General features: G+C 72.1%; 20 protein-coding genes. 8 read left to right on the forward strand and 12 right to left on the reverse strand.

Annotated elements, in window-relative coordinates; translation table 11 throughout:
• Positions 1 to 2: 2 nt before the first annotated feature.
• From AMK16_RS29460 to argC, 4 genes are all read right to left on the reverse strand, one after another.
• Positions 3 to 1,208, reverse strand: coding sequence for an acetylornithine transaminase (locus AMK16_RS29460; RefSeq protein ID WP_073920363.1), 1,206 nt, complete (start codon positions 1,206 to 1,208; stop codon positions 3 to 5).
• Complete coding sequence (gene argB / locus AMK16_RS29465) at positions 1,205 to 2,125, reverse strand: acetylglutamate kinase (protein WP_073920364.1); 921 nt, start codon at positions 2,123 to 2,125, stop codon at positions 1,205 to 1,207. Before argB ends, AMK16_RS29460 begins: the two co-directional genes overlap by 4 nt.
• On the reverse strand, positions 2,122 to 3,279 hold the full coding sequence (argJ, locus tag AMK16_RS29470; RefSeq protein WP_073920365.1) for a bifunctional glutamate N-acetyltransferase/amino-acid acetyltransferase ArgJ: 1,158 nt from the start codon (positions 3,277 to 3,279) through the stop codon (positions 2,122 to 2,124). The genes argB and argJ overlap by 4 nt, the downstream gene beginning before the upstream one ends.
• An 88-nt stretch (positions 3,280 to 3,367) precedes the next feature.
• Positions 3,368 to 4,408 (reverse strand): N-acetyl-gamma-glutamyl-phosphate reductase, encoded by a 1,041-nt coding sequence (gene argC, locus AMK16_RS29475; protein WP_073920366.1) that lies wholly within the window; start codon positions 4,406 to 4,408, stop codon positions 3,368 to 3,370.
• 263 nt (positions 4,409 to 4,671) lie between these two features.
• Between argC and AMK16_RS29480 the strand changes: the two genes are divergently transcribed.
• On the forward strand, positions 4,672 to 5,652 hold the full coding sequence (locus AMK16_RS29480) for an SDR family oxidoreductase (protein ID WP_073920367.1): 981 nt from the start codon (positions 4,672 to 4,674) through the stop codon (positions 5,650 to 5,652).
• Here AMK16_RS29480 and AMK16_RS29485 read toward each other — a convergent pair.
• Positions 5,643 to 6,701: a helix-turn-helix transcriptional regulator gene (locus AMK16_RS29485; RefSeq protein ID WP_073920368.1), complete on the reverse strand. Its 1,059-nt coding sequence runs from the start codon at positions 6,699 to 6,701 to the stop codon at positions 5,643 to 5,645. The two genes, AMK16_RS29480 and AMK16_RS29485, sit on opposite strands and share 10 nt — an antisense overlap.
• Positions 6,702 to 7,154: 453 nt before the next feature.
• On the opposite strand from AMK16_RS29485, the gene AMK16_RS29490 reads away from it, so the two are divergent.
• Positions 7,155 to 7,814, forward strand: a complete 660-nt coding sequence (locus tag AMK16_RS29490; RefSeq protein WP_073920369.1) for a hypothetical protein — start codon at positions 7,155 to 7,157, stop codon at positions 7,812 to 7,814.
• Positions 7,815 to 7,867: 53 nt separating this feature from the next.
• Here AMK16_RS29490 and AMK16_RS29495 read toward each other — a convergent pair whose 3' ends face one another.
• Positions 7,868 to 9,490 carry an MFS transporter gene (locus tag AMK16_RS29495; RefSeq protein WP_242438982.1) on the reverse strand — a complete coding sequence of 541 codons (1,623 nt, stop codon included), beginning with the start codon at positions 9,488 to 9,490 and terminating at the stop codon, positions 7,868 to 7,870.
• A 360-nt stretch (positions 9,491 to 9,850) separates the two neighbouring features.
• Between AMK16_RS29495 and AMK16_RS29500 the strand changes: the two genes are divergently transcribed.
• Positions 9,851 to 10,477: a TetR/AcrR family transcriptional regulator gene (locus AMK16_RS29500; RefSeq protein ID WP_073920371.1), complete on the forward strand. Its 627-nt coding sequence runs from the start codon at positions 9,851 to 9,853 to the stop codon at positions 10,475 to 10,477.
• Complete coding sequence (locus tag AMK16_RS29505) at positions 10,474 to 10,821, forward strand: nuclear transport factor 2 family protein (RefSeq protein ID WP_073920372.1); 348 nt, start codon at positions 10,474 to 10,476, stop codon at positions 10,819 to 10,821. The genes AMK16_RS29500 and AMK16_RS29505 overlap by 4 nt, the downstream gene beginning before the upstream one ends.
• A 45-nt stretch (positions 10,822 to 10,866) precedes the next feature.
• Here AMK16_RS29505 and AMK16_RS29510 read toward each other — a convergent pair whose 3' ends face one another.
• Positions 10,867 to 11,715, reverse strand: coding sequence for a LysR family transcriptional regulator (locus tag AMK16_RS29510; protein ID WP_073920373.1), 849 nt, complete (start codon positions 11,713 to 11,715; stop codon positions 10,867 to 10,869).
• A 95-nt stretch (positions 11,716 to 11,810) separates the two neighbouring features.
• On the opposite strand from AMK16_RS29510, the gene AMK16_RS29515 reads away from it, so the two are divergent.
• Positions 11,811 to 12,542, forward strand: coding sequence for an SDR family NAD(P)-dependent oxidoreductase (locus tag AMK16_RS29515; RefSeq protein WP_073920374.1), 732 nt, complete (start codon positions 11,811 to 11,813; stop codon positions 12,540 to 12,542).
• Positions 12,543 to 12,750: 208 nt separating this feature from the next.
• Here the strand turns inward: AMK16_RS29515 and AMK16_RS29520 are convergent, their stop codons facing one another.
• Together AMK16_RS29520 and AMK16_RS29525 are read right to left on the reverse strand one after the other, a co-directional pair.
• A complete protein-coding gene (locus AMK16_RS29520; RefSeq protein ID WP_073920375.1) occupies positions 12,751 to 13,326 on the reverse strand; it encodes a histidine phosphatase family protein in 576 nt (191 codons plus the stop codon).
• Between the two features lie 267 nt (positions 13,327 to 13,593).
• Entirely contained in the window at positions 13,594 to 15,057 is a 1,464-nt protein-coding gene (locus tag AMK16_RS29525; RefSeq protein ID WP_073920376.1) for an aminotransferase-like domain-containing protein, read from the reverse strand.
• Here AMK16_RS29525 and AMK16_RS29530 point away from each other — a divergent pair.
• Both AMK16_RS29530 and AMK16_RS29535 read left to right on the forward strand, forming a co-directional pair.
• A complete protein-coding gene (locus tag AMK16_RS29530) occupies positions 15,056 to 15,961 on the forward strand; it encodes a DMT family transporter (protein ID WP_073920377.1) in 906 nt (301 codons plus the stop codon). The genes AMK16_RS29525 and AMK16_RS29530 overlap by 2 nt on opposite strands.
• A 57-nt stretch (positions 15,962 to 16,018) precedes the next feature.
• Positions 16,019 to 16,216 (forward strand): DUF1918 domain-containing protein, encoded by a 198-nt coding sequence (locus AMK16_RS29535; protein WP_073920378.1) that lies wholly within the window; start codon positions 16,019 to 16,021, stop codon positions 16,214 to 16,216.
• Positions 16,217 to 16,219: 3 nt separating this feature from the next.
• Here AMK16_RS29535 and AMK16_RS29540 read toward each other — a convergent pair whose 3' ends face one another.
• The gene (locus tag AMK16_RS29540; RefSeq protein WP_073920379.1) at positions 16,220 to 17,476 is read right to left on the reverse strand and encodes a glycoside hydrolase family 10 protein; all 1,257 of its coding nucleotides are present in this window, start codon (positions 17,474 to 17,476) and stop codon (positions 16,220 to 16,222) included.
• A 154-nt stretch (positions 17,477 to 17,630) separates the two neighbouring features.
• Here AMK16_RS29540 and AMK16_RS29545 point away from each other — a divergent pair, with 154 nt between their 5' ends.
• On the forward strand, positions 17,631 to 18,533 hold the full coding sequence (locus tag AMK16_RS29545; protein ID WP_073920380.1) for a 3-hydroxybutyryl-CoA dehydrogenase: 903 nt from the start codon (positions 17,631 to 17,633) through the stop codon (positions 18,531 to 18,533).
• A gap of 211 nt (positions 18,534 to 18,744) precedes the next feature.
• On the opposite strand, the gene AMK16_RS29550 is transcribed toward AMK16_RS29545, so the two are convergent.
• Both AMK16_RS29550 and AMK16_RS29555 read right to left on the reverse strand, forming a co-directional pair.
• Positions 18,745 to 19,272 (reverse strand): NUDIX domain-containing protein, encoded by a 528-nt coding sequence (locus tag AMK16_RS29550; RefSeq protein ID WP_443333618.1) that lies wholly within the window; start codon positions 19,270 to 19,272, stop codon positions 18,745 to 18,747.
• A gap of 62 nt (positions 19,273 to 19,334) precedes the next feature.
• Entirely contained in the window at positions 19,335 to 20,675 is a 1,341-nt protein-coding gene (locus AMK16_RS29555; protein WP_073920382.1) for a transcriptional regulator, read from the reverse strand.
• Positions 20,676 to 21,079 lie beyond the last annotated feature (404 nt).

Here is a 21,079-nt window from a genome sequence, read left to right on the forward strand (position 1 = left end):
TCTCATTCTCCGGATCCGTCCCCGCTGGCTGCGTCGAGGATGCCGGGCAGGTCCCGGAGGAACGCGTCCGCCTCGGCCTCGGAGAGCACGTACGGGGGCATGAGCCGTACGACGTCGGGGGCGGGCGCGTTGACCAGGTAGCCGGCGTCCTGAGCCGCCTGCTGCACCCGGGGTGCGAGGGGCTCGGTCAGCACGATACCCAGCAGGAGGCCGGCGCCGCGGACGTGGGAGACCAGCGGGTGGTCGAAAGCCGCGATCCCGGAGCGCAGCCGCTCGCCGCGCGCCTTGATCTGGTCGAGCAGGCCGTCGGCGGCGATGGTGTCGATCACGGCGAGGCCGGCGGCGCAGGCCACCGGGTTCCCGCCGAAGGTGGTGCCGTGCTGGCCGGGCCGCAGCAGCTCGGCGGCCGGGCCGAAGGCGGCCACGGCTCCGATGGGCAGGCCGCCGCCCAGTCCCTTGGCGAGGGTGACGAGGTCGGGCTCGACGCCCTCGTGCGCCTGGTGCTCGAACCACTGGCCGCAGCGGCCGATGCCGGTCTGCACCTCGTCCAGGACGAGCAGGGTGCCGGTGGCGCGGGTGATCTCGCGGGCGGCCGTCAGGTACCCGGCGGGCGGGACCACGACGCCGTTCTCGCCCTGGATGGGCTCGATGATCACGAGCGCGGTCTCTTCGGTGACGGCGGCCCGCAGGGCATCCACGTCACCGTAGGGGACGTGGAGGACGTCGCCGGGCAGGGGCAGGAAGGGATCCTGCTTCTTCGGCTGACCGGTGAGCGCGAGGGCGCCCATGGTCCGGCCGTGGAAGCCGCCGGTGGTGGCCACCATCCGGCTCCGCCCGGTCAGCCGGCCGATCTTGAAGGCGGCTTCGACGGCCTCGGCGCCCGAGTTGCAGAAGAAGACCTTGCCGGGGCGGCCGAAGAGCTGGAGCAGCCGTTCGCCGAGCGCGATGACCGGCTCGGAGGCGTAGAGGTTGGAAACGTGGCCCAGCGTGGAGATCTGGCCGGTCACGGCCGCGACGACCGCCGGGTGGGCGTGGCCGAGGGCGTTGACCGCGATGCCGCCGACGAAGTCGGTGTACTGCGCGCCGTCCGCGTCCCACACCTGGGCGCCTTCGCCGCGGACGAGGGCCAGCGCCGGGGTGCCGTAGTTGTCGGTCAGCGCGTCCTGCCAGCGGGCGCGGTACCCCTGGTTGCCGGTGTCGCTCGTCATGACGCTCCCCCTTGCGGTCCGTCGGGCACGACCATCGTGCCGATTCCCTCGTCCGTGAAGATCTCCAGCAGGATCGAGTGCTGGACCCGCCCGTCGATCACGCGTGCGGTGCCGACACCGCCCCGCACGGCGTGCAGGCAGCCCTCCATCTTGGGCACCATGCCGCTGGACAGTTCGGGCAGCAGCTTCTCCAGCTCGCTGACGGTGAGCCGGCTGATGACCTCGTCGCTGCTCGGCCAGTCCGCGTAGAGGCCCTCGACGTCGGTGAGGACCATGAGCGTCTCGGCGCCCAGCGCGGCGGCGAGCGCCGCGGCGGCCGTGTCGGCGTTCACGTTGTACACGTGGTGGTCGTCGGCACTGCGCGCGATGGAGGAGATGACCGGGATCCGGCCGTCCGCCAGCAGCGCCTCGATCGCGCCGGTGTCGATGGCGGTGATCTCGCCGACGCGCCCGATGTCGACGAGCTCGCCGTCGATCTCCGGCTGGTGCTTGGTGGCGGTGATGGTGTGGGCGTCCTCGCCGGTCATGCCGACGGCGAGGGGGCCGTGCTCGTTGAGGAGCCCGACGAGTTCGCGCTGGACCTGCCCCGCCAGGACCATCCGTACGATGTCCATGGCCTCGGGGGTGGTGACGCGCAGGCCGGCCTTGAACTCGCTGACCAGGCCCTGCTTGTCGAGCTGTGCGTTGATCTGGGGGCCGCCGCCGTGCACCACCACGGGCCTCAGGCCGGCCTGGCGCAGGAAGACGACGTCCTGGGCGAAGGCGGCCTTGAGGTCCTCGTCGATCATGGCGTTGCCGCCGAACTTGATGACGACGACCTTGCCGTTGTGGCGGGTCAGCCAGGGCAGTGCCTCGATGAGGATCTCGGCCTTGGGCAGGGCGGTGTGCTTGCGGGCACTTCCGGGGCCGCCGCTCACGAGGAGTACGCGCTGTTCTCGTGGACGTACTCGGCGGTCAGGTCGTTGGTCCAGATGACGGCCGACTCGCCGCCCGTGGCCAGGTCGGCGGTGATGCGGACCTCCCGGTCCTTCATGGAGACCAGGTCGCGGTCCTCGCCGACCGAGCCGTTCTTGCAGACCCAGACGCCGTTGATGGCGACGTTGAGGCGGTCGGGGTCGAAGGCCGCCCGCGTGGTGCCGATCGCGGAGAGCACCCGGCCCCAGTTCGGGTCCTCGCCGTGGATCGCGCACTTGAGGAGGTTGTTGCGGGCGATGGACCGGCCGACCTCGACCGCGTCCTGCTCACTGGCCGCGCCGACGACCTCGATGCGGATGTCCTTGCCGGCGCCCTCGGCGTCGCCGATCAGCTGGCGTGCCAGGTCGTCGCACACCGTCCGTACGGCTTCCGCGAACTCCTCGTACGCGGGCACCTGTCCGGAGGCGCCGGAAGCGAGCAGCAGCACCGTGTCGTTGGTGGACATGCAGCCGTCGGAGTCGACCCGGTCGAAGGTGGTGCGGGTGGCGGCGCGCAGCGCCTTGTCGAGGGTGGCGCTGTCCAGGTCCGCGTCGGTGGTGAGGACGACGAGCATGGTGGCGAGGCCCGGGGCGAGCATGCCCGCGCCCTTGGCCATGCCGCCGACGGTCCAGCCGTCGCCCGCGGCGGTGGCCGTCTTGTGCACGGTGTCAGTGGTCTTGATGGCGACGGCCGCCGCCTCGCCGCCGTCCGCGGACAGGGCGGCCGCGGCGGCCTCGATGCCCGGCAGCAGCTTGTCCATGGGGAGCGGCACGCCGATCAGGCCGGTGGAGGCGACGGCGATCTCGCCGGCGTTGAAGTCCTCGCCGAGGGTCTCGGCGGCCTTCTCGGCGGTGGCGTGGGTGTCCTGGAAGCCCTTGGGCCCCGTGCAGGCGTTGGCGCCGCCGGAGTTGAGGACGACCGCGCTCACGGTGGCGCCGCGCAGGACCTGCTCCGACCAGCGCACGGGCGCCGCCTTGACGCGGTTGGAGGTGAACACGCCCGCGGCCGCCAGACGCGGCCCGTTGTTGACCACGAGGGCGAGGTCCGGGGTGCCGTTCGCCTTGATCCCTGCGGCGATGCCCGCCGCCGTGAATCCCTGTGCTGCCGTGACGCTCAACTCTTCTTCTCCTTGTTCGCTTCCGCGCCCTCGGGGGGCGCCGGCGCGGTCGTCGTCGCCCGCGGCCCGGTGGCCGCGCGGGAGGGGCTCACGGGGCGGTTCCGATCGTGGAGAGCCCGAGCTCCTCGGGGATCCCGAGGGCGATGTTCATGCTCTGCACGGCGCCCCCGGCGGTGCCCTTGGTCAGGTTGTCGATGGCGCTGACGGCGATGATCCGGCCGGCGGACTCGTCGTGGGCGACCTGGACGTGCACGGCGTTGGAGCCGTGGACGGATTTGGTGGACGGCCACCGGCCCTCGGGCAGCAGGTGGACGAAGGGCTCGTCCGCGAACGCCTTTTCGTAGGCGGAGCGGAGCGATGCGCCGGTCGTGCCGGGCAGCGCCTTGGCGGAGCAGGTGGCGAGGATGCCGCGGGCCATGGGCACGAGGTGCGGCGTGAAGGACACCGATACCTTGGTGCCCGCCAGCGGGGAGAGGTTCTGCACCATCTCGGGGGTGTGCCGGTGGCCGCCGCCCACGCCGTACGGGGTGACGCTGCCCATCACCTCGGCGCCGAGCAGGTGCGGCTTGAGGGCCTTGCCCGCGCCGGAGGTGCCGGTGGCGGCGACGATCACGGCCTCGGGCTCGGCGAGCTGGGCCTGGTAGGCGGGGTACAGCGCGAGGGAGACGGCGGTGGGGAAGCATCCGGGGACCGCGATGCGCCGGGTCCCCTTCAGCGCGGCGCGCGCACCGGGCAGCTCGGGCAGGCCGTACGGCCAGGTCCCGGCGTGCGGGGCGCCGTAGAAGCGGTCCCAGTCGGCGGCGTCCTGGAGCCGGTGGTCGGCGCCCATGTCGATGACGAGGACGTCCTCGCCGAGCTGGGCGGCGACGGCGGCGGACTGGCCGTGCGGGAGGGCGAGGAACACCACGTCGTGCCGGCGGCCCTGGCCGGCGAGGACGTCGGGGGTGGTGGCCTGCAGGGTCCGTCCGGCGAGGGGCACGAGGTGCGGCTGCAGGGAGCCGAGGAGCTGTCCGGCGTTGGAGTTGCCGGTCAGCGCGCCGATCTCCACCTCGGGGTGGGCGAGCAGCAGGCGCAGGACTTCACCGCCCGCGTACCCGCTCGCTCCGGCCACCGCTACACGTACCACCATCGGACCTCCTCCTCGATGGCATGACTATACGTATCGCCGCACTTTTATGCAAAGAGCTACCTCTTGCGGTTGTCCCCGCCTTGTGACTGAGCGTCGCAGTTGGCCCTTGAGCGCGACAGTTGGCCTGCCGAGAGTGCTAGTCGGCCCGCAGGTTGGCGACGCCATGCATCCACCTGCGGTGTTTGCGCTGTGGTCGGGGTGAGGCGCGGGACCTTCGGAAATGGTGACGTGTTCTGTCAGTTTTGGCATGAACGATGGATGACATGAACAACGAAGACATCACAACCCAGAACACTCAGAACACCGTGCAGGCCAGCCCAGCGGGTCTGCTCGCAGGGCGGGTCGCCCTCGTGGCGGGTGCTACCCGCGGGGCGGGCCGGGCTCAGGCTGTGGAGCTGGGCCGGGCCGGGGCGACCGTGTATGTCACCGGCCGTACCACCCGGGCCCGGGCCAGCGAGGTCGGCCGGAGCACCGAGACCATCGAGGAGACCGCCGAACTCGTCACCGCAGCGGGCGGCGCCGGGATCGCGGTTCCCACTGACCATCTCGACGACGCCCAGGTACGCGCCCTCGTCGAGCGGATCGACCGGGAGTACGGGCGGCTCGACATCCTCGTCAACGACCTGTGGGGCGGCGAGCACCTTCTGGCCGCCTCGGTGTTCGGGAAGAAGAGCTGGGAGACGCCGCTCGCTGACGGCCTGCGGATCCTGGAGCTCGGCGCGCGCTCGCACGTGATCACGGCGGGGCTGCTGCTTCCGCTGCTGATCCGCTCCGACGCGCCACTGCATGTGGAGGTAACCGACGGCACCGCGCACTCCAACCGCCGCTACCGGGAGAACATCTACTACGACCTGGCGAAGAACGCCCCGATCCGCCTCGCGTTCGGGCTGGGGCAGGAGCTGGCGGAGTACGGGGGCGCGGCGGTCGCGGTCTCGCCGGGCTTCCTGCGCTCGGAGCAGATGCTCTCCCACTTCGGTGTGAGTGAGGAGAACTGGCGTGACGCGATCGCCCAGGAGCCGGCGTTCGCGATCGCGGAGTCCCCGCGCTACTTGGCCCGTACGGTCGCGGCGCTGGCCGCCGACCCGGACCGCGCGAAGCGGTGGAACGGCAAGTCCACCTCCAGCGGGGAACTCGCCAGGGTGTACGGGGTGACGGACGTGGACGGCAGCCAGCCGGACGCCTGGGCCTACTTCGAGGACGTCACCTACGGCGGCAAGGAAGGCTCCCCCGAGGACTACCGCTGATCGTCGGCTTCCTCAAGTTCCGCCTCCTGAGGGTCGGCCTGGTAGAGGGCGGCCAGGGCTGCGGCGCGCTCACGGAAGCGGGCGCGCAGGCGAGCCGGGGCCAGCACCTCGGCGTCCGCGCCAAGCCGGGCCAGCTGGTCGAAGGCGACGTCCTCGGACTCCGTCGGCAGGTCGAGGGTGACCAGGCCGGCGGGGTCCGGAGTGCTCGCGGAGGCGAGCGCGTCCACGACGGCAGCGCCGTCCACGACGGCGGGCAGCCGCCGTAGCCCCCGGCGGGTCAGCCGGATCGTGACGGTGGTACACAGCAGCGTGCGGGCGAAGGCGGCCGAGCGGGCCTGCCAGTGCGCGGCCAGTTCGAAGGACGGGTCCCGCACGAACGGCTCCTCCGCGCCGGGAGCGGGATCGAGGGCGGTGATCCGGTCGACGCGGTAGGTACGCCAGCCGCCGTCGCGATCCTCCCGCTCACCAGGGATGCGGGCCACGGCGTACCAGGTGCCGGCCTTCAGCACGAGCCCGTAAGGCTCCACCACCCGTGCCACGGCAGAGGACCGTGCGTCGGCTCGGCCGGGCCGTGCGTACGACAGTTGGACGGCCCGGTCCGCCCACACCGCGCGGGCCAGCTCCGGCAGCAGTTCCGGCGTGGCGGGTTCGCGGAACCAGGCCGGGGCGTCGAGGTGGAAGCGGCGCACCGAGGACTCGGCGGCCTGGCGTACCGAAGGGAGCAGCGTAGCGGTCAGCTTCAGCCGGGCGGTTTCCGCCGCGTCCGACAGGCCCAGATCCTGCAACGCCGAGGGTAGACCGGACAGGAAGAGCGTCTCCGCTTCGCTCGGATGGAGGGTGGTGAGCCGGGTCCGGTATCCCGCGGCGAGGAAGTACCCGCCCACCCGGCCCCGCTCCGATCGGACGGGCACGCCGGCCTCCTGCAACGCCTGGGCGTCGCGGATCACGGTCCGCTCGGAGATCTCCAGCTCACGAGCGAGGGCAGCTGCGGTCAGGCCGGGGTTCGACTGGATCAGAAGAGCCATACGGATCAGGCGGGTGGCACGCATCCTCAAAGGATCACCGACCCTACGAACGAACGGCATCTCCTGCCGCCGCTGGTCCACCCGGAACAGCCCGAGAGCTGAGCCGGTACTTGGCCGTACGGGCCAACAACGACGCTCAGTCTCAGCCGGCCGCCCGCGCCCGTGTGTGCCTTCGCCCCTCCGCCACGGCGGCGTACGGGCCCCCCGGGAGCGGTAGCTCCGCGCGAAAAAAGGTACCCAGCGCCTGGGTCTCCCGATCGCACGAAGGACCGGAATCAACCCGCCAAGACGGCAAGGAGCGCTTCAGTTGGCGAGGTCGCCATGTACGGCGCTCACCACAGGCGGATCTGTGGCCGGCGGTGATGCGAGTTCGCACCCGGGACTTGTCCGGCGGACCACTTCCGGGGCCGCGGCGACTGGCGCGGCACCTCGCCGCGTTGCCGAAACGTCCCGACAGCCACGTTCTCGCGGAGGCGGATGCCACGGGCGGTCCGGGCGGAGAAGGAGGCGGCCGGCGACATCGACTGGCTGGTGTCGGCCGACTCGACGCTCGTGCGAGCCCACCAGCACGTCATGGAGGGCTTCCGAGTGGACTTCGGATCGGCCACCATGGAGGTCCGTCGGCGATCCGAGGTGGGGATGAGCGAGGGTGGGGAAGTTCTGGACGGGCAACCGGAGCAGGTCGGACCCGCGCCGTGGCTGGCGCTGGCCTGTCTGGTCGGGCTGTTTCTCGCCTATGTTGTGCTGACGAACTTCACCGGAGAGCTGCGGGCGGCGCTGTGGGGCGAGCCCGGGGCCGTGACCGAAGCCGACTGCCGGACGTACGACAACACCGTGGCCAATGCGGGAACGTCGACGTCCTGCTCGGGCACCTTCACTCCCGACGACGGCGGCTCGTCGTTCGACGTCCCCGTCGAGGGCGACATCGATTCGCAACCGGTCCGTGCGTGGCTGGTGGACGGTACGTCCGGCACCCCATACGTCTCACCAACGGTGTGGTCGGGGGTGCTCCCGGTGGGGCTGCCCCTCCTCCTGGCCGGTCTCCCGGCGGCAGTGACGGTGAAGCACGTGCGCCGCGTCCACGCACAGCGCCCCAGAGAGCCGCTTCAAGGATCAGACCCAGAGCCGAGTGCATGATCGACGACAAGCACGACGGGTACTGCCTGAGCCTGGGTTCTGCCGTCACACTCTCAGACGGAGCTGCGGGCCTCTTCGTGGTCCGGCTCCGGCATCGGACCCTTCCCCTTTCCGACAGCAGGCAAGGCGGTCAGCAGCACGGCTGCTCCGAGGAGTGCGATGACCGCGATCCAGCCCGCGCCGACGTGCATGGCATGGATGAACGCATCATCGGCAGCCTGAGCAAGAGCGGGCCGGTGGATAGCGGTGGCGACGTGGCGGGCCTGTTCGGCGGAAACGCGCGCCTGATCCCGCACCGCACCGGGTGCACCCTCCAGCGAAGGTTCGATCGTACGCCGGTACATGATCGACATGATCGTGCCGCCCACGGCGATTCCGATCACACTGCCGGTCTGCCGCACGGTGTTGGTGACGGCCGATCCCGCACCGGCCTGTTCCAACGGCAGGTTGCTGATCAATGCGGCCGTAACGGGGCCGATCACCATGCCGATCGAGAGACCCTGCACCAACAACAGGAGCTCGATCCAGACGAGTGGAGTGTGGAGTCCGAGGAACCCGTACCCGCCCATGGTCAGCGCAGCCACGGTCAGCGCCGGCACGGTGACAAGACGTAGCGACAGACGTTGAACCAGGTGCGAGGCGAGGGGCGCCCCCGCGAGCGCGCCGAATGCGGTCGGGACATTGGCCAGACCCGCCTTCATCGGCGAAAATCCGAGCGCGCCTTGCAGGTAGAACGCGTTATAGAAGGTGATGGCGGCCACAGCGAAGAGCAGCAATCCGAGCGCCACATTGCCGCCACCGAATGTGCGTTGCGCGAGCAGACGCGGATCAAAGCCGGGCACCTTGGCCCGCAGTTCCACGAGGACGAAAACGGCCAGCACGACCAGACCGAAAACGATCGGCGCCCAGACGTCGGTACGACTCCACGCAGCCACTTGACCCGCCCGGATCAGCCCGTAGGCCAGTGCCGCGAGTCCACTGATCGACAGCAGCATTCCAGCGGGGTCCAATGGCCGCCGAGTGGGGCTGCGGAAATTCGGAACCAGCACGGCGAGCCCGACCGCCGCCGATACCGCGACCGGGACATTGACCAGAAAGACCGAGCCCCACCAGAAATGCTCCAGCAGGAACCCGGCCAGCACCGGGCCGGCAGCCATTCCGACACCGGCCGACGTCGAGAAGATGCCGATCGCGGCAGCCCGCGCGGGGCCGGTGAAGGTCCACATGAGGATGGCCAACATGGCGGGCGTGATCAGCGCGCTGCCCACCCCCATCGCAGCTCGGGCTGCAATCAGCCGGCCCGCATCGCTTGCGCACGCCGCCCACAGCGAGGACCCGGCGAAGATCACCAGCCCACTGGAAAACACAGTCCGGTGACCGAAGCGATCGCCCAATGCGCCGGCGGTGAACATCAATGTGGCGAAAGCCAGAGTGTACGAACCGGTCGCCCATTGCAGCTGACCGGGATCGGCCCCCAGCCCGCGGACCGGGTCTGCGAGGGTCTCCAGCGCAGTACTCAGGACGGTATTGTCCAGCCAAATCAGCAGCGAACACAACATGAGAACGGCAAGAATTGAATGCCGCCTGAACTTCGGCAACGGTGGAGGCGCGGTCATGAACACCTTCGGATATCGATCGGCGGGAACCTGAACGACTGGACCATAAGCAAACTCCACGACGCCGTCAAGCTTGAAGTTTATTGTCCATACTGTTGCGACTGGACGGCCCATATGCCCTCTGCCGGATTTGCGGACCGAACAATTCTGTGCCCTCTGGCGGATTTATGAGGTGAAGGATTTTCCGGCTTCCGGAGGGTTGCGAACGGACGGATTTCATGCCCTCCAGTGAGTTGTCGGCACCGCGTCCTGCGACCACGGCTCGGTGTCTCAGGGCCCACTCATCTCCGCCCCCACCCCCTACCGGTGCTGCCCAGCCCGTCTGGGCAGGGCAGCTGTGACAGGGGTTGCACACGCCCCGGCGCGCAGGGGCACCGGCGTGCTAGTTTGTGAGCGATCGTTCAACTAAGAGGGGGGTCGATGGGCCGCAAACAGGTCTGGGGCCGGGACGAGGTGCTGGCCTCCGCCATGAGCCTGTTCCGTCGTCGTGGATACCTGGGCGCCTCGCTGCGCGACCTCGAGGAGGCGACCGGAATGCACCCGGGCAGCCTGTACCGGGCGTTCCACAGCAAGGAGGGCCTGTTCGCTGCCGCGCTGGACGCCTACAACGAGCGGGTGGTGGAAGAGAGGGTCCGCGTGCACCTGCGGGACGCGCAGGACCCCGTGGCCGGCATCCGCTCGTTCTTCACCTCGGCGTTCGACAACGGCATCGGATCCGAACCCGATCCGGGGTGCCTGCTCACCAACACCGCAGTGGAGTCGTTCACCGTGCCGCAGGCGACGCCAGGCGTGCGCCGGGGGCTGGAGACGATCGAGTCCGGCTTCTCGGATGCGCTGACGCGCGCCCGATCCCAGCGGCTACTGCCCCCGGACCTCGACGTCGAGGAGTCGGCCGCCCAGCTCCTGGCGCTCTACCAGGGGCTACTGGTGCTCGTCCGGTCCGGTACCGGCGCCGCCAAACTGCGCACCATCACCGACGGAGCCCTGGCATCGATCGGTGCCGGGCAAGCCACAGCCAAGCAAGCCAACGAAGAGGAACAGCGATGAGTGACCAACAGCAGCTCTGGGACGACTACGCCGCGTGCTGGTCGGCCGACCCCTCGATACGGCTCACCGCGCTCGGCGCGGTCGCGGTCGCCGACGTCACATACCGGGACCCGGGCACCGAGGTCGGCTGCCTGGCCGAACTGGACGCGTACATGGGCGGCTTCGCCGGGGCGTTCCCCGGACACCGCTTCCGCATCGACGAGGTCCTCGACCACCACGACCGGTCACTGGCCCGCTGGACCCAGGTCGGCCCGGACGGCGAGGCCTTCATGACGGGCGTCAGCAGCGCCGTGCACCGGGACGGCCTCCTCGCCGACGTGACCGGCTTCTTCCTCCCCGCCTGACGACTCCGGCCGGCCCGCCGCCCGTGCGCTCGTCGGCCACACAAGCTAGAGACGTGTCGCAGTCCGGACAAGGTCGGCGACGGCTTTTGACCGGCTGTGCGGGGGCCAGGCGATCACGGTGGTGACCGTCGGCGCGTCCAGCACGGGCACGGCGGCGAGGTCACCGGGCAGCTGGGCTCGGCACGACTCCGGTGAGACCGCGCAAGCGCGGCCGAGCGCGACGAGCTGCAACAACTGAGCGTGGTCGCGGACCTGCGGGCCGGGACCGGGCGGGTAGGTGCCGTCGGGGTCGGGCCAGCGTGGCAGGGGCAGGCCCGGCAGGCCGGTGATGTCTGCCATGTGCACATGGGCCCGGCCGGTGAGCGGATGCCCGGCCGGCAGGACCACGACCTGGCCCTCCGTGCTGAGTTCTTCGGTGTGGAAGCCGGCCGTCGAGTCGAACGGCCGGTGCAGCAGCGCCACATCGGCCCGGCCCTCGCGCAGGAAGCGTTCCTGCTCGGCCGGACCGCACAGGATGACGTCCACGGGGACCGCGCCGGGTTCGGCGGCGTACGCGTCGAGCAGTTTCGCCAGCAGTTCCCTGGATGCGCTGGCTTTGGTGACCAAGACCAGGCCGGGACGACCGGTCACGGAAAGGGCGGCGCGGCGGGTCCGGCGCTCGGCGGCGTCGACCGCATCGAGGGCCGCCCGGCCCTCGTCCAACAGCACCGAGCCGGCCTCGGTCAGCGTGACGGAGCGGCTGGTCCGATCCAGCAGTACTGCCCCGAGCCGGCGCTCGAGCTGCTGGATCGCCCGTGACAGAGGCGGCTGCGCGATCCCGAGCCGTTGCGCGGCGCGCCCGAAGTGCAGCTCTTCGGCGACAGCGACGAAATACCGCAGTTCCCGGGTTTCCATACGGCCACGCTACTCCGGATCCATACTCGGCCGGTATCGTTGCCCACCCGATCGGTGTTGGACCCCCGCCGGGCTTCCGAGGCAGCATCGTTCCCATGAGCGAACGGACGATAGCGCTGGTCACCGGCGCGAACAAAGGAATCGGCTACGAGATCGCCGCGGGCCTCGGCGCCCTCGGCTGGAGCATCGGTGTCGGCGCCCGTGATGATCAGCGGCGTGAGGCCGCGGTGGAAAAGCTGCGCGCGGCCGGCGTCGACGCGTTCGGCGTACCGCTGGACGTGACCGACGATGCGAGCGCGACCGCCGCCGCACAGCTGATCGAGGAACGGGCCGGGCGCCTCGACGTGCTCGTCAACAACGCCGCCATCACCGGCGGCATGCCGCAGGAGCCCACCCGGGTCGATCCCGCCACCATCCGGACGGTCGTGGAGACCAACGTGATCGGCGTCATCCGCGTCACCAACGCGATGATGCCGCTGCTGCGCCGCTCCGCCTCGCCGCGGATCGTGAACATGTCCAGCAGTGTCGGCTCCCTCACCCGGCAGGCAGGAACCGCCGCCGAGCAGACGACGGGCCCGGTGGCCGTGGCGTACGCGCCGTCGAAGACGTTCCTGAACGCCGTCACCCTCCAGTACGCCCGTGAGCTGAGCGGCACGAACATCCTGATCAACGCCGGCTGCCCCGGCTACGTCGCGACCGACCTCAACGGCTTCCGCGGCCTGCGCACCCCCGAGCAGGGCGCGGCGATCGCCATCAAACTCGCGACTCTGCCCGACGACGGCCCGACCGGCATGTTCTTCGAAGACGCCGGCGTAGTGCCCTGGTGATGTGCCTGACGGCTCTCACCCGCCGGGTGGGGGGACTTCGCCCGCGCGTCTCGAACGGGCTTGTCGATACTGGTCGCGCCCGAGCCGCGGCGGCGACCGTTCGAGAAGCCGCCGGCCGAGTTGGGCCCTGGGCCTTCGAAGAAGGGCGAAGGCTTCCACCATGTGCAGGGCGCAGGAAACCCCATGCGGGCCTACGGGGGCCGGTCTTCTACGCCGAGGGTTGGAGGCAGAGGTGCCAGCGCCCCGACCAGCCGGTCAGTGTCATCGTGGACAGCGGGCGGACGTCCACGTTCCAATACGTCAGCGGGGGCGCCTTCAGCGCGTAGACCAGGGCCGCCCGGACCACGGAGGGCTCCGCCACGGCCACGATCGCGCCGCCGTCGTCGGCGGGCCGGGTGTCCAGCCAGCCGCCGATGCGGGAGATGAAGGTGAGCAGGGACTCGCCTCCGTGCGGGGCGGCGCAGGGGTCGCTGAGCCACAGTTCCACGGCTCCCGGTTCCCGGGCGGTCACCTCGGCGAGGGTCAGCCCCCGCCAGCGGCCCATGTCGCATTCGCGGAGCGCGGGCTGCGCCAGCGGCGCGTACCCGAGGGCCTGGCCGGTGGCCCGGCTGCGCGGGGTGGGCGAGCAGTACCGCAGCTCGGCCGCGCCCAGGGGCACGAGTCCCCGTGCGGCGGATTCCACCGCGCGCCAGCCGGCCCCGTCCAGCGGCCGGTCGTCGTCGAAGCGCTCGGCGAGCAGGGCGGAACTACGGGCTGCGGCGACGAGCGAGACCCGAACATGCATGCGGCGATGGTGAGCCGCCGACCGCGAGCGGTCAAGCGTCTGAACCGAGGCCGCTCCCCCACCGGCCCGGCGCACACCGAAGCCACTCCCCCACCGGCCGCGCGCACACCGAAGCCACTCCCCCACCAGCCGCGCGCACCGGCCCGCGCCCCCGCCCAGCCCGCGCGCCCCCGCCCAGTCCGCGCGCCCAGGCCCGGCCCGAGGCCCCCGCCCGGCCCGGCGTCCACGACCACCGCGGCGTCCGGCCGAAGACGGGCGGGCGGTACGTCAGGGGGTCGGGGGGCCGTCGGGCGCCGGGTTCGCCTCCGGGAAGGGGCCCGCGCCCAGCCGGCGGGCCGCCTCCACCAGCTCTCCGGGCCCCGAGACCCCGGCGAAGCTCAGCCGGACGTGCGGGCCCGGCGGTTCCGCGCAGAAGTACGGGCGGCCGGGCGTGACGGCGACCCCGGCGCGCAGGGCCGCCGCCACGAAGTCCGCGTCGTCCCCCGCGCGGGCCGGCCGCACCCACAACTGGTAGCCGCCGCAGGGCAGATGCGGCAGTTCCAGCATCGGCAGCTCCCGCCGCAGGGCCCCCGCGAGCACGTCCCGCCGGTGGCGCAGCTCGGCGGCCACGGTCCGCAGGTGGCGCGGCCAGGCGGGTGCGCCTACGAGCTCCAGGGCGGCCTCCTGGAGCGGCCGGGGCACGAAGAAGCTGTCGACGACCTGGATGGCGCGCAGCCGGTCCACCACCGGGCCCCGGGCGGCCAGCGCCCCCACCCGCAGGCTGGGGGAGGTGGCCTTGGTCAGCGAACGGACGTGCACGACCACGCCGTCGGCGTCCTCGGCGGCCAGCGTCGCGGGCAGCGGCCCCGCGTCCTCGTGGGCCAGGGAGCGGGCGTAGTCGTCCTCGACGACGAAGGCTCCGGCGGCGCGCGCGATCCGCAGCACTTCGGCCCGCCGCCCGGGGGCCAGGACCGTCCCGGTCGGGTTCTGGAACAGCGGCTGGCACACGAAGACCCTCGCCCCGGTCGCTTCGAAGGCGGCGGCCAGGAGCTCCGGCCGGACCCCCTCGCCATCCACCGGCACCGGCACCGGCCGGCAGCCGGAGGCGCGGGCGAGGGCCAGCAGACCGGGGTAGGTCGGCGACTCCACCAGCACGGGCGCTCCCGGCGGGGCCAGTGCGCGCAGAGCGGTGGCCAGCGCGCTCTGGCCGCCGGCGGTGACCAGCACGTCTGCGGCCACGACCGTGCCGCCGATCTCCCGGGCGAACCAGTCCCGCAGCTCCGGCAGCCCCTCGACGGGCGGCCGCCCCCAGGCGCCCGGCCGCCGCCCGGCCCGGGCCAGCGCGGCCGCCATGGCCCGCTCGGGCTGGAGGGAGGGGTGCAGGTAGCCGCCGTTGAGTTCGATCACCCCGGGCGGCGGCGCGGCCAGCGAGCTCAGCACCCCGGTGGCATCCACCGACCGCGGGACGACGTCCCCGGCCCCCTCCGCGCTCAGGGCGACCTCCTGCCAGGAGGTGTCCCCGGCCGCGGGGGCGTGCGTGCGCGGGCGGGCCCGGTAGACGCCGGCGCCGGGCCGGGTGACGACCAGGCCCTCGGCGGCGAGCTGTGCGAGGGCCCGGGAGACGGTGACGGGGCTGACCCGGTAGTGCTCCACCAGAGCCCGGCTCGACGGCAGCTTTCCACCTACCGAGTAGCGGTCGAGCTCGGACCGCAAAGACTCGGCGAGTTCCGCCACACTGCTACGCTCATACATGACAGCACACAATAGCGCTACTCTCCCGGCCTCGATAGCGGTCAAGGGCGTCGGCGGCCGGGGCACCCTCCTCGCCTCGCTGGGCGTGATCGCCTTCTCCCTGACCTTCCCGTCCACCGCGTGGGGGCTGGAGAGCTTCGGTCCGTGGTCGCTGGTCGCGCTGCGCAGTGTCCTCGCGGCCGCCCTCGCCGGTGCCTTCCTGCTGGGCCGGCGGGTCCCGCTGCCCGGCCGGGAGCACTGGGCGGGACTGGCCGTGGTCGCCGCCGGGGTCGTCGTCGGCTTCCCGCTGCTGACCACGCTCGCGCTGACGACCTCCACCACCTCGCACGCCGCCGTGGTGGTCGGGCTGCTCCCGCTGACCACGGCGGCACTGTCCGCGCTGCGCACCGGGGCGCGCCCCTCGCGCCGGTTCTGGGCCGCGGCCCTTGCCGGGGCCGCGGTGGTACTCGGCTTCACCGTGGCGCAGAGCGGCGGTTCGCTCTCGGCCGGGGACGCCTACCTGTTCGCGGCCCTGCTGGTGTGCGCCGCCGGGTACACCGAGGGCGGCCGCCTGGCCAAGGTCCTGCCCGGCTGGCAGGTCGTCGGCTGGGCGCTGGTGCTGTGCCTGCCGCTCAGCCTGGCCGGCTCCGCGCTCGGGCTCGCGTACGAACCGGTGCACCTCACCGCCCACGGGCTGGCCGGCCTCGTCTGGGCGGCGGCCGGCTCCACCTTCCTCGGGCTGTACGTCTGGTACCGCGGCATGGCGGAGATCGGCGCGCCGCGGGCCAGCCAGCTCCAGCTCGCCCAGCCGCTGCTGACGCTGGTCTGGTCCGTGGCGCTGCTCGGCGAGCGGCTGTCCCCCGCGGCGCCCGTGGCCGCCTGCGCGGTGCTCGTCTGCATCGCCGTGACACAACGGGTCAAATAGATGGGCGACGACCTAAACTGCTATCACCGGATCGGACCGCCACCGAGGAGGTCAGTTATGCGAGCGACCAAGGGCGACCAGCTGGTGCAGCACGGCAGGATCGTCGGACAGCACGACAAGGTGGGAGAGATCACGCAGGTGCTCGGGGACAACGGGACCCCTCCGTACCGGGTCCGTTTCCAGGACGGGCACGAGGCCCTCATGGCTCCCGGGCCCGACTGCACGGTCAGCCACCCCGAAGAGCCCCGGCACTGAGTGTCAGCGCGGGAGCGCCGCCGAGCCGTAGTGGTCGGCGACCACCCGGGCCATCGCTCCGTTGGGGTCCGCGGCCACCTGCTTCGCCGAGAAGAAGACGTGGCCGCGGACCTCGGCGTAGCCCCGGGTCAAGTGCAGGTGCCGGGACAGCTCCCCCGGATCGCGCCAGGCCGCGGTGGGGCTGTCCGCCTCGCACTTGTACAGCGCCTCGCCCACGTACAGGTCCACGCCCGTGCCGGCGACCGTCCGGGCCCACCAGGGGACGATGGCGGCGTAGTCGGCGGTCGGATGTCCGATCTGCCAGTACGCCTGCGGCACGATGTAGTCGATCCAGCCCTCCTTGACCCACTTGCGGGTGTCCGCGTACAGGTCGTCGTAGGTCCCGAGGCCCGCCTGCGTCGGCGAACCGAGCGGGTCGCGGGCGGAGTTGCGCCAGACCGCGAAGGGGCTGACGCCGAAGCGGGCCGCCGGGCGGATGGCGCGCAGCCGCGCGGACATCTCGCGGACCAGTGCGTCGGTGTTGTCGCGGCGCCAGTCGGCGCGGGATTCGAAGGCGCCGCCGTACTCCTCGTAGGCCGCGTCGTCGTCGAACTCCTCCCCCTCCACCGGGTAGGGGTAGAAGTAGTCGTCCCAGTGCACCCCGTCCACCGGGTAGCGGGAGACGGCGTCGAGCATCGCCTCCTGGACGAAGTGCCGCACCTGCGGCAGCCCGGGGTTGTAGTAGAGCTTGCCGCCGTACTCGACGGCCCAGTCCGGATTGCGCCGCACAGGGTGCTCGACGGCCAACAGATCCGGGTCGGTGTGGTTGGCGACGCGGTACGGGTTGAACCAGGCGTGCAGCTCCAGCCCGCGGGCGTGCGCTTCGGCGACGGCCGTGCCCAGCGGGTCCCAGCCGGGGTCCGCCCCCTGCTCGCCCGTGAGCCACTGCGACCACGGCTCCAGCGGCGAGGGCCACAGCGCGTCGGCGGCCGGGCGGACCTGGAGGACGACGACGTTGAGGCGGCGGCGCACGGCGATGTCCAGGAGCCGGATCAGCTCCGCCCGCTGCTCCCGCGCCGAAAGCCCGCTCCGCGAGGGCCAGTCCACATTCGACACGGAGGCGATCCACATCCCCCGGAACTGTACGGCGGGCCCCTCCCGGCCGGTCGCCCCCGCCCGCGCGCGGGTGGCCGCCCGCGCGGGCCCCGCCTGGCCCGCGGCGGCCGCGGCCAGCACTCCGGCTGCCCCGGCCAGCAGCCCCCGCCGTCCGATGTGCGCCATGTGACGACTCCGTTCCGTTGCGTGACAATGCTCTGCGTGCGCCCAGCATGCCCGCCCCGGCCCGCCACCGGGGTCAAGGTCGGGGGTAACGTCGGGGGGCGTGGCGGGCGCCGGAACGCAGTTACCACTGCCAGGGCCGGGGGACCCGCGATGAATGAGCAGCGAAAGGCACGAAGTGACGGACCTCTCTACCCTCCCGACCGACATCGCACGCGTCGGCGTAGTGGGCTGCGGCCAGATGGGCGCGGGCATCGCGGAGGTGTGCGCCCGCAGCGGTCTTGAGGTGAAGGTCGCCGAGACCACGGGCGAGGCCCTGGAGATCGGGCGCACCCGGCTGCACAACTCCCTGATGAAGGCCGCCGAACGCGGCAAGATCAGCGAGGAGGAGCGGGACGCCACCCTGGCCCGCCTCACCTTCACCACCGACCTCGGCGAGTTCGCCGACCGTGACCTGGTCATCGAGGCGGTCGTCGAGAACGAGCAGGTCAAGACGGAGATCTTCCAGGTCCTCGACCAGGTGGTCACCCGGCCGGACGCCATCTTGGCCTCCAACACCTCCTCGATCCCGCTGGTCAAGCTGGCCGTCGCGACCTCACGCCCCGACCAGGTCATCGGCATCCACTTCTTCAACCCCGCCCCGGTGCAGAAGCTCGTCGAGCTGATCCCGGCGCTGACGACCGGCGAGGAGACCGTCAAGCGGGCCGAGGCCCTGGTGCGGGACGTGCTGGGCAAGCACGCCGTCCGCGCCCAGGACCGTTCCGGCTTCGTCGTCAACGCCCTCCTCGTCCCCTACCTGCTCTCCGCGATCCGGATGTTCGAGTCCGGCATCGCGAGCCGCGAGGACATCGACAACGGCATGGAGCTGGGCTGCGCCCACCCGATGGGCCCGCTGAAGCTGTCCGACCTGATCGGCCTGGACACCATCGCCTCGATCGCCGACTCCATGTACGCCGAGTACAAGGAGCCGCTGTACGCCGCTCCCCCGCTGCTGCAGCGGATGGTCGACGCGGGCCGCCTGGGCCGCAAGACGGGCGCGGGTTTCTACCCGTACGGCTGAGAGCTCGCCGGGCGGCCGGACGAGCCTCGGCGGACATCGCCGACATCGTCCGCCCGCTTCGCGATCCCGGCGCCGGAGTGCATACGGCAGGGGGACCGGGAGCCTCCTCCCGCGGCGTGTCCGGGGCTACCCCTCGGGGCTGCGGGAACGTGCCGGGCGCTGGGCGCTGGGCCGGGCGCTGGGCCCTCACACTCGGCCCGGCGCCGCGCCCTCACGCCGGGCCGAGCCGCAGATGGTGCAGGAGGAGCAGCCCCGCCGCCATGTTGGCGGCCGGGACCTCGCCCCGCGCGATCATCGCGGGCACCAGTGCCAGCGGCACCCACTCCCGGCGCGAGGATTCGAAGTCGTCGTCGGGGTGGCCGATGTAGGTGGCCCCGTCCGCCCAGTAGAGGTGGTGGCGGGCGTCGGTCAGCCCGTTGGACGGCTCGACGGTCATCAGGTGGTGGAGCGGGCCCGGCCGCCAGCCGGACTCCTCCTCCATCTCCCGCGCGGCCGCCGCCTCGACCGACTCCCCGTCCTCGACCACGCCGGCGGGCAGCTCCCAGCCCCAGCTGCCGGTGATGAAGCGGTGCCGCCACAGCAGCAGCACCTCGTCGGCCGCGTTGACGGCCGTGGCGACGGCGACCGGCCGCAGCCGGATCACGAAGTGGTCCAGGTGCCGGCCGTCGGGGAGTTCCACATCGGCGAGGTTCACATCGAACCAGCGATTCTTGTACACGGTCTGCTCACTCAGGTTCATCCACTGCACGGTTGTGCCACCTTCCGTTCGGTTCGGTGGCAACATGGCAGCAGTTCGAGCCGTCACAGGGGAACGCGCAGCGCCCCGTCGATGAGCTGCGCGGTCTCCTCCGCGCTCGCGCAACCACTGGTCAGCAGCTGTTCGCGGACCGTCCGCAACCGGTCGCGCAGGCGCAGCGACTCCATCCCCTTGGCCCGCTCCGCCATCTCGGCCGCAGCCGCGACGGCGCGCTCCGCTTCCCCCTGGCGCAACTGGATCTCGCACAGCATCGCCAGCCGGTGCACCCGGCCGCGGTCGTGCGCGGGGGTGCCGACGGCCGCGGTCGCCTGCTCGTGCGCGGCGTCGAGGTCCCCCAGGCTGAGCAGCGCCTCGGCGACCTGGACGTTGACGAGCCCGGGCTGCACGTAGCCGGTCTCGTCCGGTTCGGCGCCCGGACTGATCCGCGCCGCCGCCGTCTCGGCCCGGCAGATGCAGGCCAACGCCGACCGGCTGTCGCCGAGTTGGGCGTATGCCTTGGCCTGCATCGCGTACAGGTCGGCGGCCAGGGCCGGCGTCGTGTGCCGGCCGGCGGCGCGCAGCGCGGCTTCGGCGAAGGCCACGGCCTGGCGGTACTCCCGCAGGTGCAGGGACTGGTTGACGATCAGCGCGATCACGTACGCCCCGAGTCCGCGGTCCCCGCTCGCCTTCGCCAGCCGCAGGGCCTGGTGGAAGTAGCGCTGGGCGAGCCCGTGGGCGTCCGAGTCGTACGCGCAGATGCCCGCCACCGCCACGAGGGACCCGGTGGCCCGGTGCAGCCGCCGGCCGAGGGCGTCCGGGTAGCTGCCGCGCAGCATGGGAGCCGTCTCGCTACCGAGGAAACGCACGATCCGGTCCCGGGTGGCCACCCCGCCGGCCCGGCGGTACATCAGCTCGTAGTGCGCCCGGGCGGCCCGCAGGATCTCGATGTGCTCGGGCCCGATCCGGTGCGGCCCCTCACGGGACACGTCGGCGTCCTCGGGCGGGTTCTCCCATTCCCAGACCGGGATGACGGCCGGGGTCCCGGTCACGGCCGCCGCGGCCAGCAGCCGGTGCCGGGCCTGCCCGTCGGAGCGCCACAGGGCGGCGGCCCGGTCCACGAAGCCGTTGAGCGGGGAGGCGTGCGGGGAGCTCTGTCCGTCCGGTACGCCGAGCCCGATGTCGTCGAGGCCGAGCGGCCTCGCGAGCCGGCCTCCGATGACCTCGCAGATCAGGTCGGGGACCTGGCCCCGGGGCCGCTGGCCCTTCAACCACCGGGCGACGGCGGTGTGTTCGTAGCGCAGGGCCAGTCCGCGGGCGCGGCCCGCCTGGTTCACGTGGGCGGCGAGTCCGGCGTGGGACATGCCCGCCTCGGCGAGGAGGGCGTCGAGCAGGACATTGGGCTGCATGGGCCGCTCCGGTGGCTCGTCGGATCCAGGCTAACGGGTGCGTGGTTCACACGGGGTGTGAACGGCGTACGCGCATAAATGCGAAACGCACCCTGCCGCCGGGGCCCCGTGGAGCGCTTCACTTAAGGGCCTCGTCAAGAGGCAGCCCGGGTCGTCGGCTCCCCCTCGAACAGTGCGACGACCCGTCACCGCGCCGCCCGTCCTGCTGTCTGCCCGACACTCCATGGCAGGCGGGCGGCGCGTCCCGGCTCCGCCGGCGCCCGGTTGGTCGCCGGGCCCCGGCGGGCCGGCCGGCCCGCCGCCCGCCGCCTGCCGCCCGTCGGTACGGCCGGTGCGGCGCGCCTGGGCCGAGTCCCGGCTGCGCGGCCCCCTGGTCGCGGCGGCCGCCCGGAACGCCGCGAGGG

Source organism: Streptomyces sp. CB00455 (genome assembly GCF_001905445.1).
Classification (GTDB): domain Bacteria; phylum Actinomycetota; class Actinomycetes; order Streptomycetales; family Streptomycetaceae; genus Streptomyces.

Coding starts and splice junctions, on each gene's coding strand:
- AMK16_RS29460 (WP_073920363.1), bottom strand. CDS start 1,208: ATGACGAGCGACACCGGCAACCAGGGGTACCGCGCCCGCTGGCAGGAC.
- argC (WP_073920366.1), bottom strand. CDS start 4,408: ATGGTGGTACGTGTAGCGGTGGCCGGAGCGAGCGGGTACGCGGGCGGT.
- AMK16_RS29480 (WP_073920367.1), top strand. CDS start 4,672: ATGAACAACGAAGACATCACAACCCAGAACACTCAGAACACCGTGCAG.
- AMK16_RS29485 (WP_073920368.1), bottom strand. CDS start 6,701: ATGCGTGCCACCCGCCTGATCCGTATGGCTCTTCTGATCCAGTCGAAC.
- AMK16_RS29490 (WP_073920369.1), top strand. CDS start 7,155: ATGCCACGGGCGGTCCGGGCGGAGAAGGAGGCGGCCGGCGACATCGAC.
- AMK16_RS29500 (WP_073920371.1), top strand. CDS start 9,851: ATGGGCCGCAAACAGGTCTGGGGCCGGGACGAGGTGCTGGCCTCCGCC.
- AMK16_RS29505 (WP_073920372.1), top strand. CDS start 10,474: ATGAGTGACCAACAGCAGCTCTGGGACGACTACGCCGCGTGCTGGTCG.
- AMK16_RS29510 (WP_073920373.1), bottom strand. CDS start 11,715: ATGGAAACCCGGGAACTGCGGTATTTCGTCGCTGTCGCCGAAGAGCTG.
- AMK16_RS29515 (WP_073920374.1), top strand. CDS start 11,811: ATGAGCGAACGGACGATAGCGCTGGTCACCGGCGCGAACAAAGGAATC.
- AMK16_RS29520 (WP_073920375.1), bottom strand. CDS start 13,326: ATGCATGTTCGGGTCTCGCTCGTCGCCGCAGCCCGTAGTTCCGCCCTG.
- AMK16_RS29530 (WP_073920377.1), top strand. CDS start 15,056: ATGACAGCACACAATAGCGCTACTCTCCCGGCCTCGATAGCGGTCAAG.
- AMK16_RS29525 (WP_073920376.1), bottom strand. CDS start 15,057: ATGTATGAGCGTAGCAGTGTGGCGGAACTCGCCGAGTCTTTGCGGTCC.
- AMK16_RS29535 (WP_073920378.1), top strand. CDS start 16,019: ATGCGAGCGACCAAGGGCGACCAGCTGGTGCAGCACGGCAGGATCGTC.
- AMK16_RS29540 (WP_073920379.1), bottom strand. CDS start 17,476: ATGGCGCACATCGGACGGCGGGGGCTGCTGGCCGGGGCAGCCGGAGTG.
- AMK16_RS29545 (WP_073920380.1), top strand. CDS start 17,631: ATGAGCAGCGAAAGGCACGAAGTGACGGACCTCTCTACCCTCCCGACC.
- AMK16_RS29550 (WP_443333618.1), bottom strand. CDS start 19,272: ATGAACCTGAGTGAGCAGACCGTGTACAAGAATCGCTGGTTCGATGTG.
- AMK16_RS29555 (WP_073920382.1), bottom strand. CDS start 20,675: ATGCAGCCCAATGTCCTGCTCGACGCCCTCCTCGCCGAGGCGGGCATG.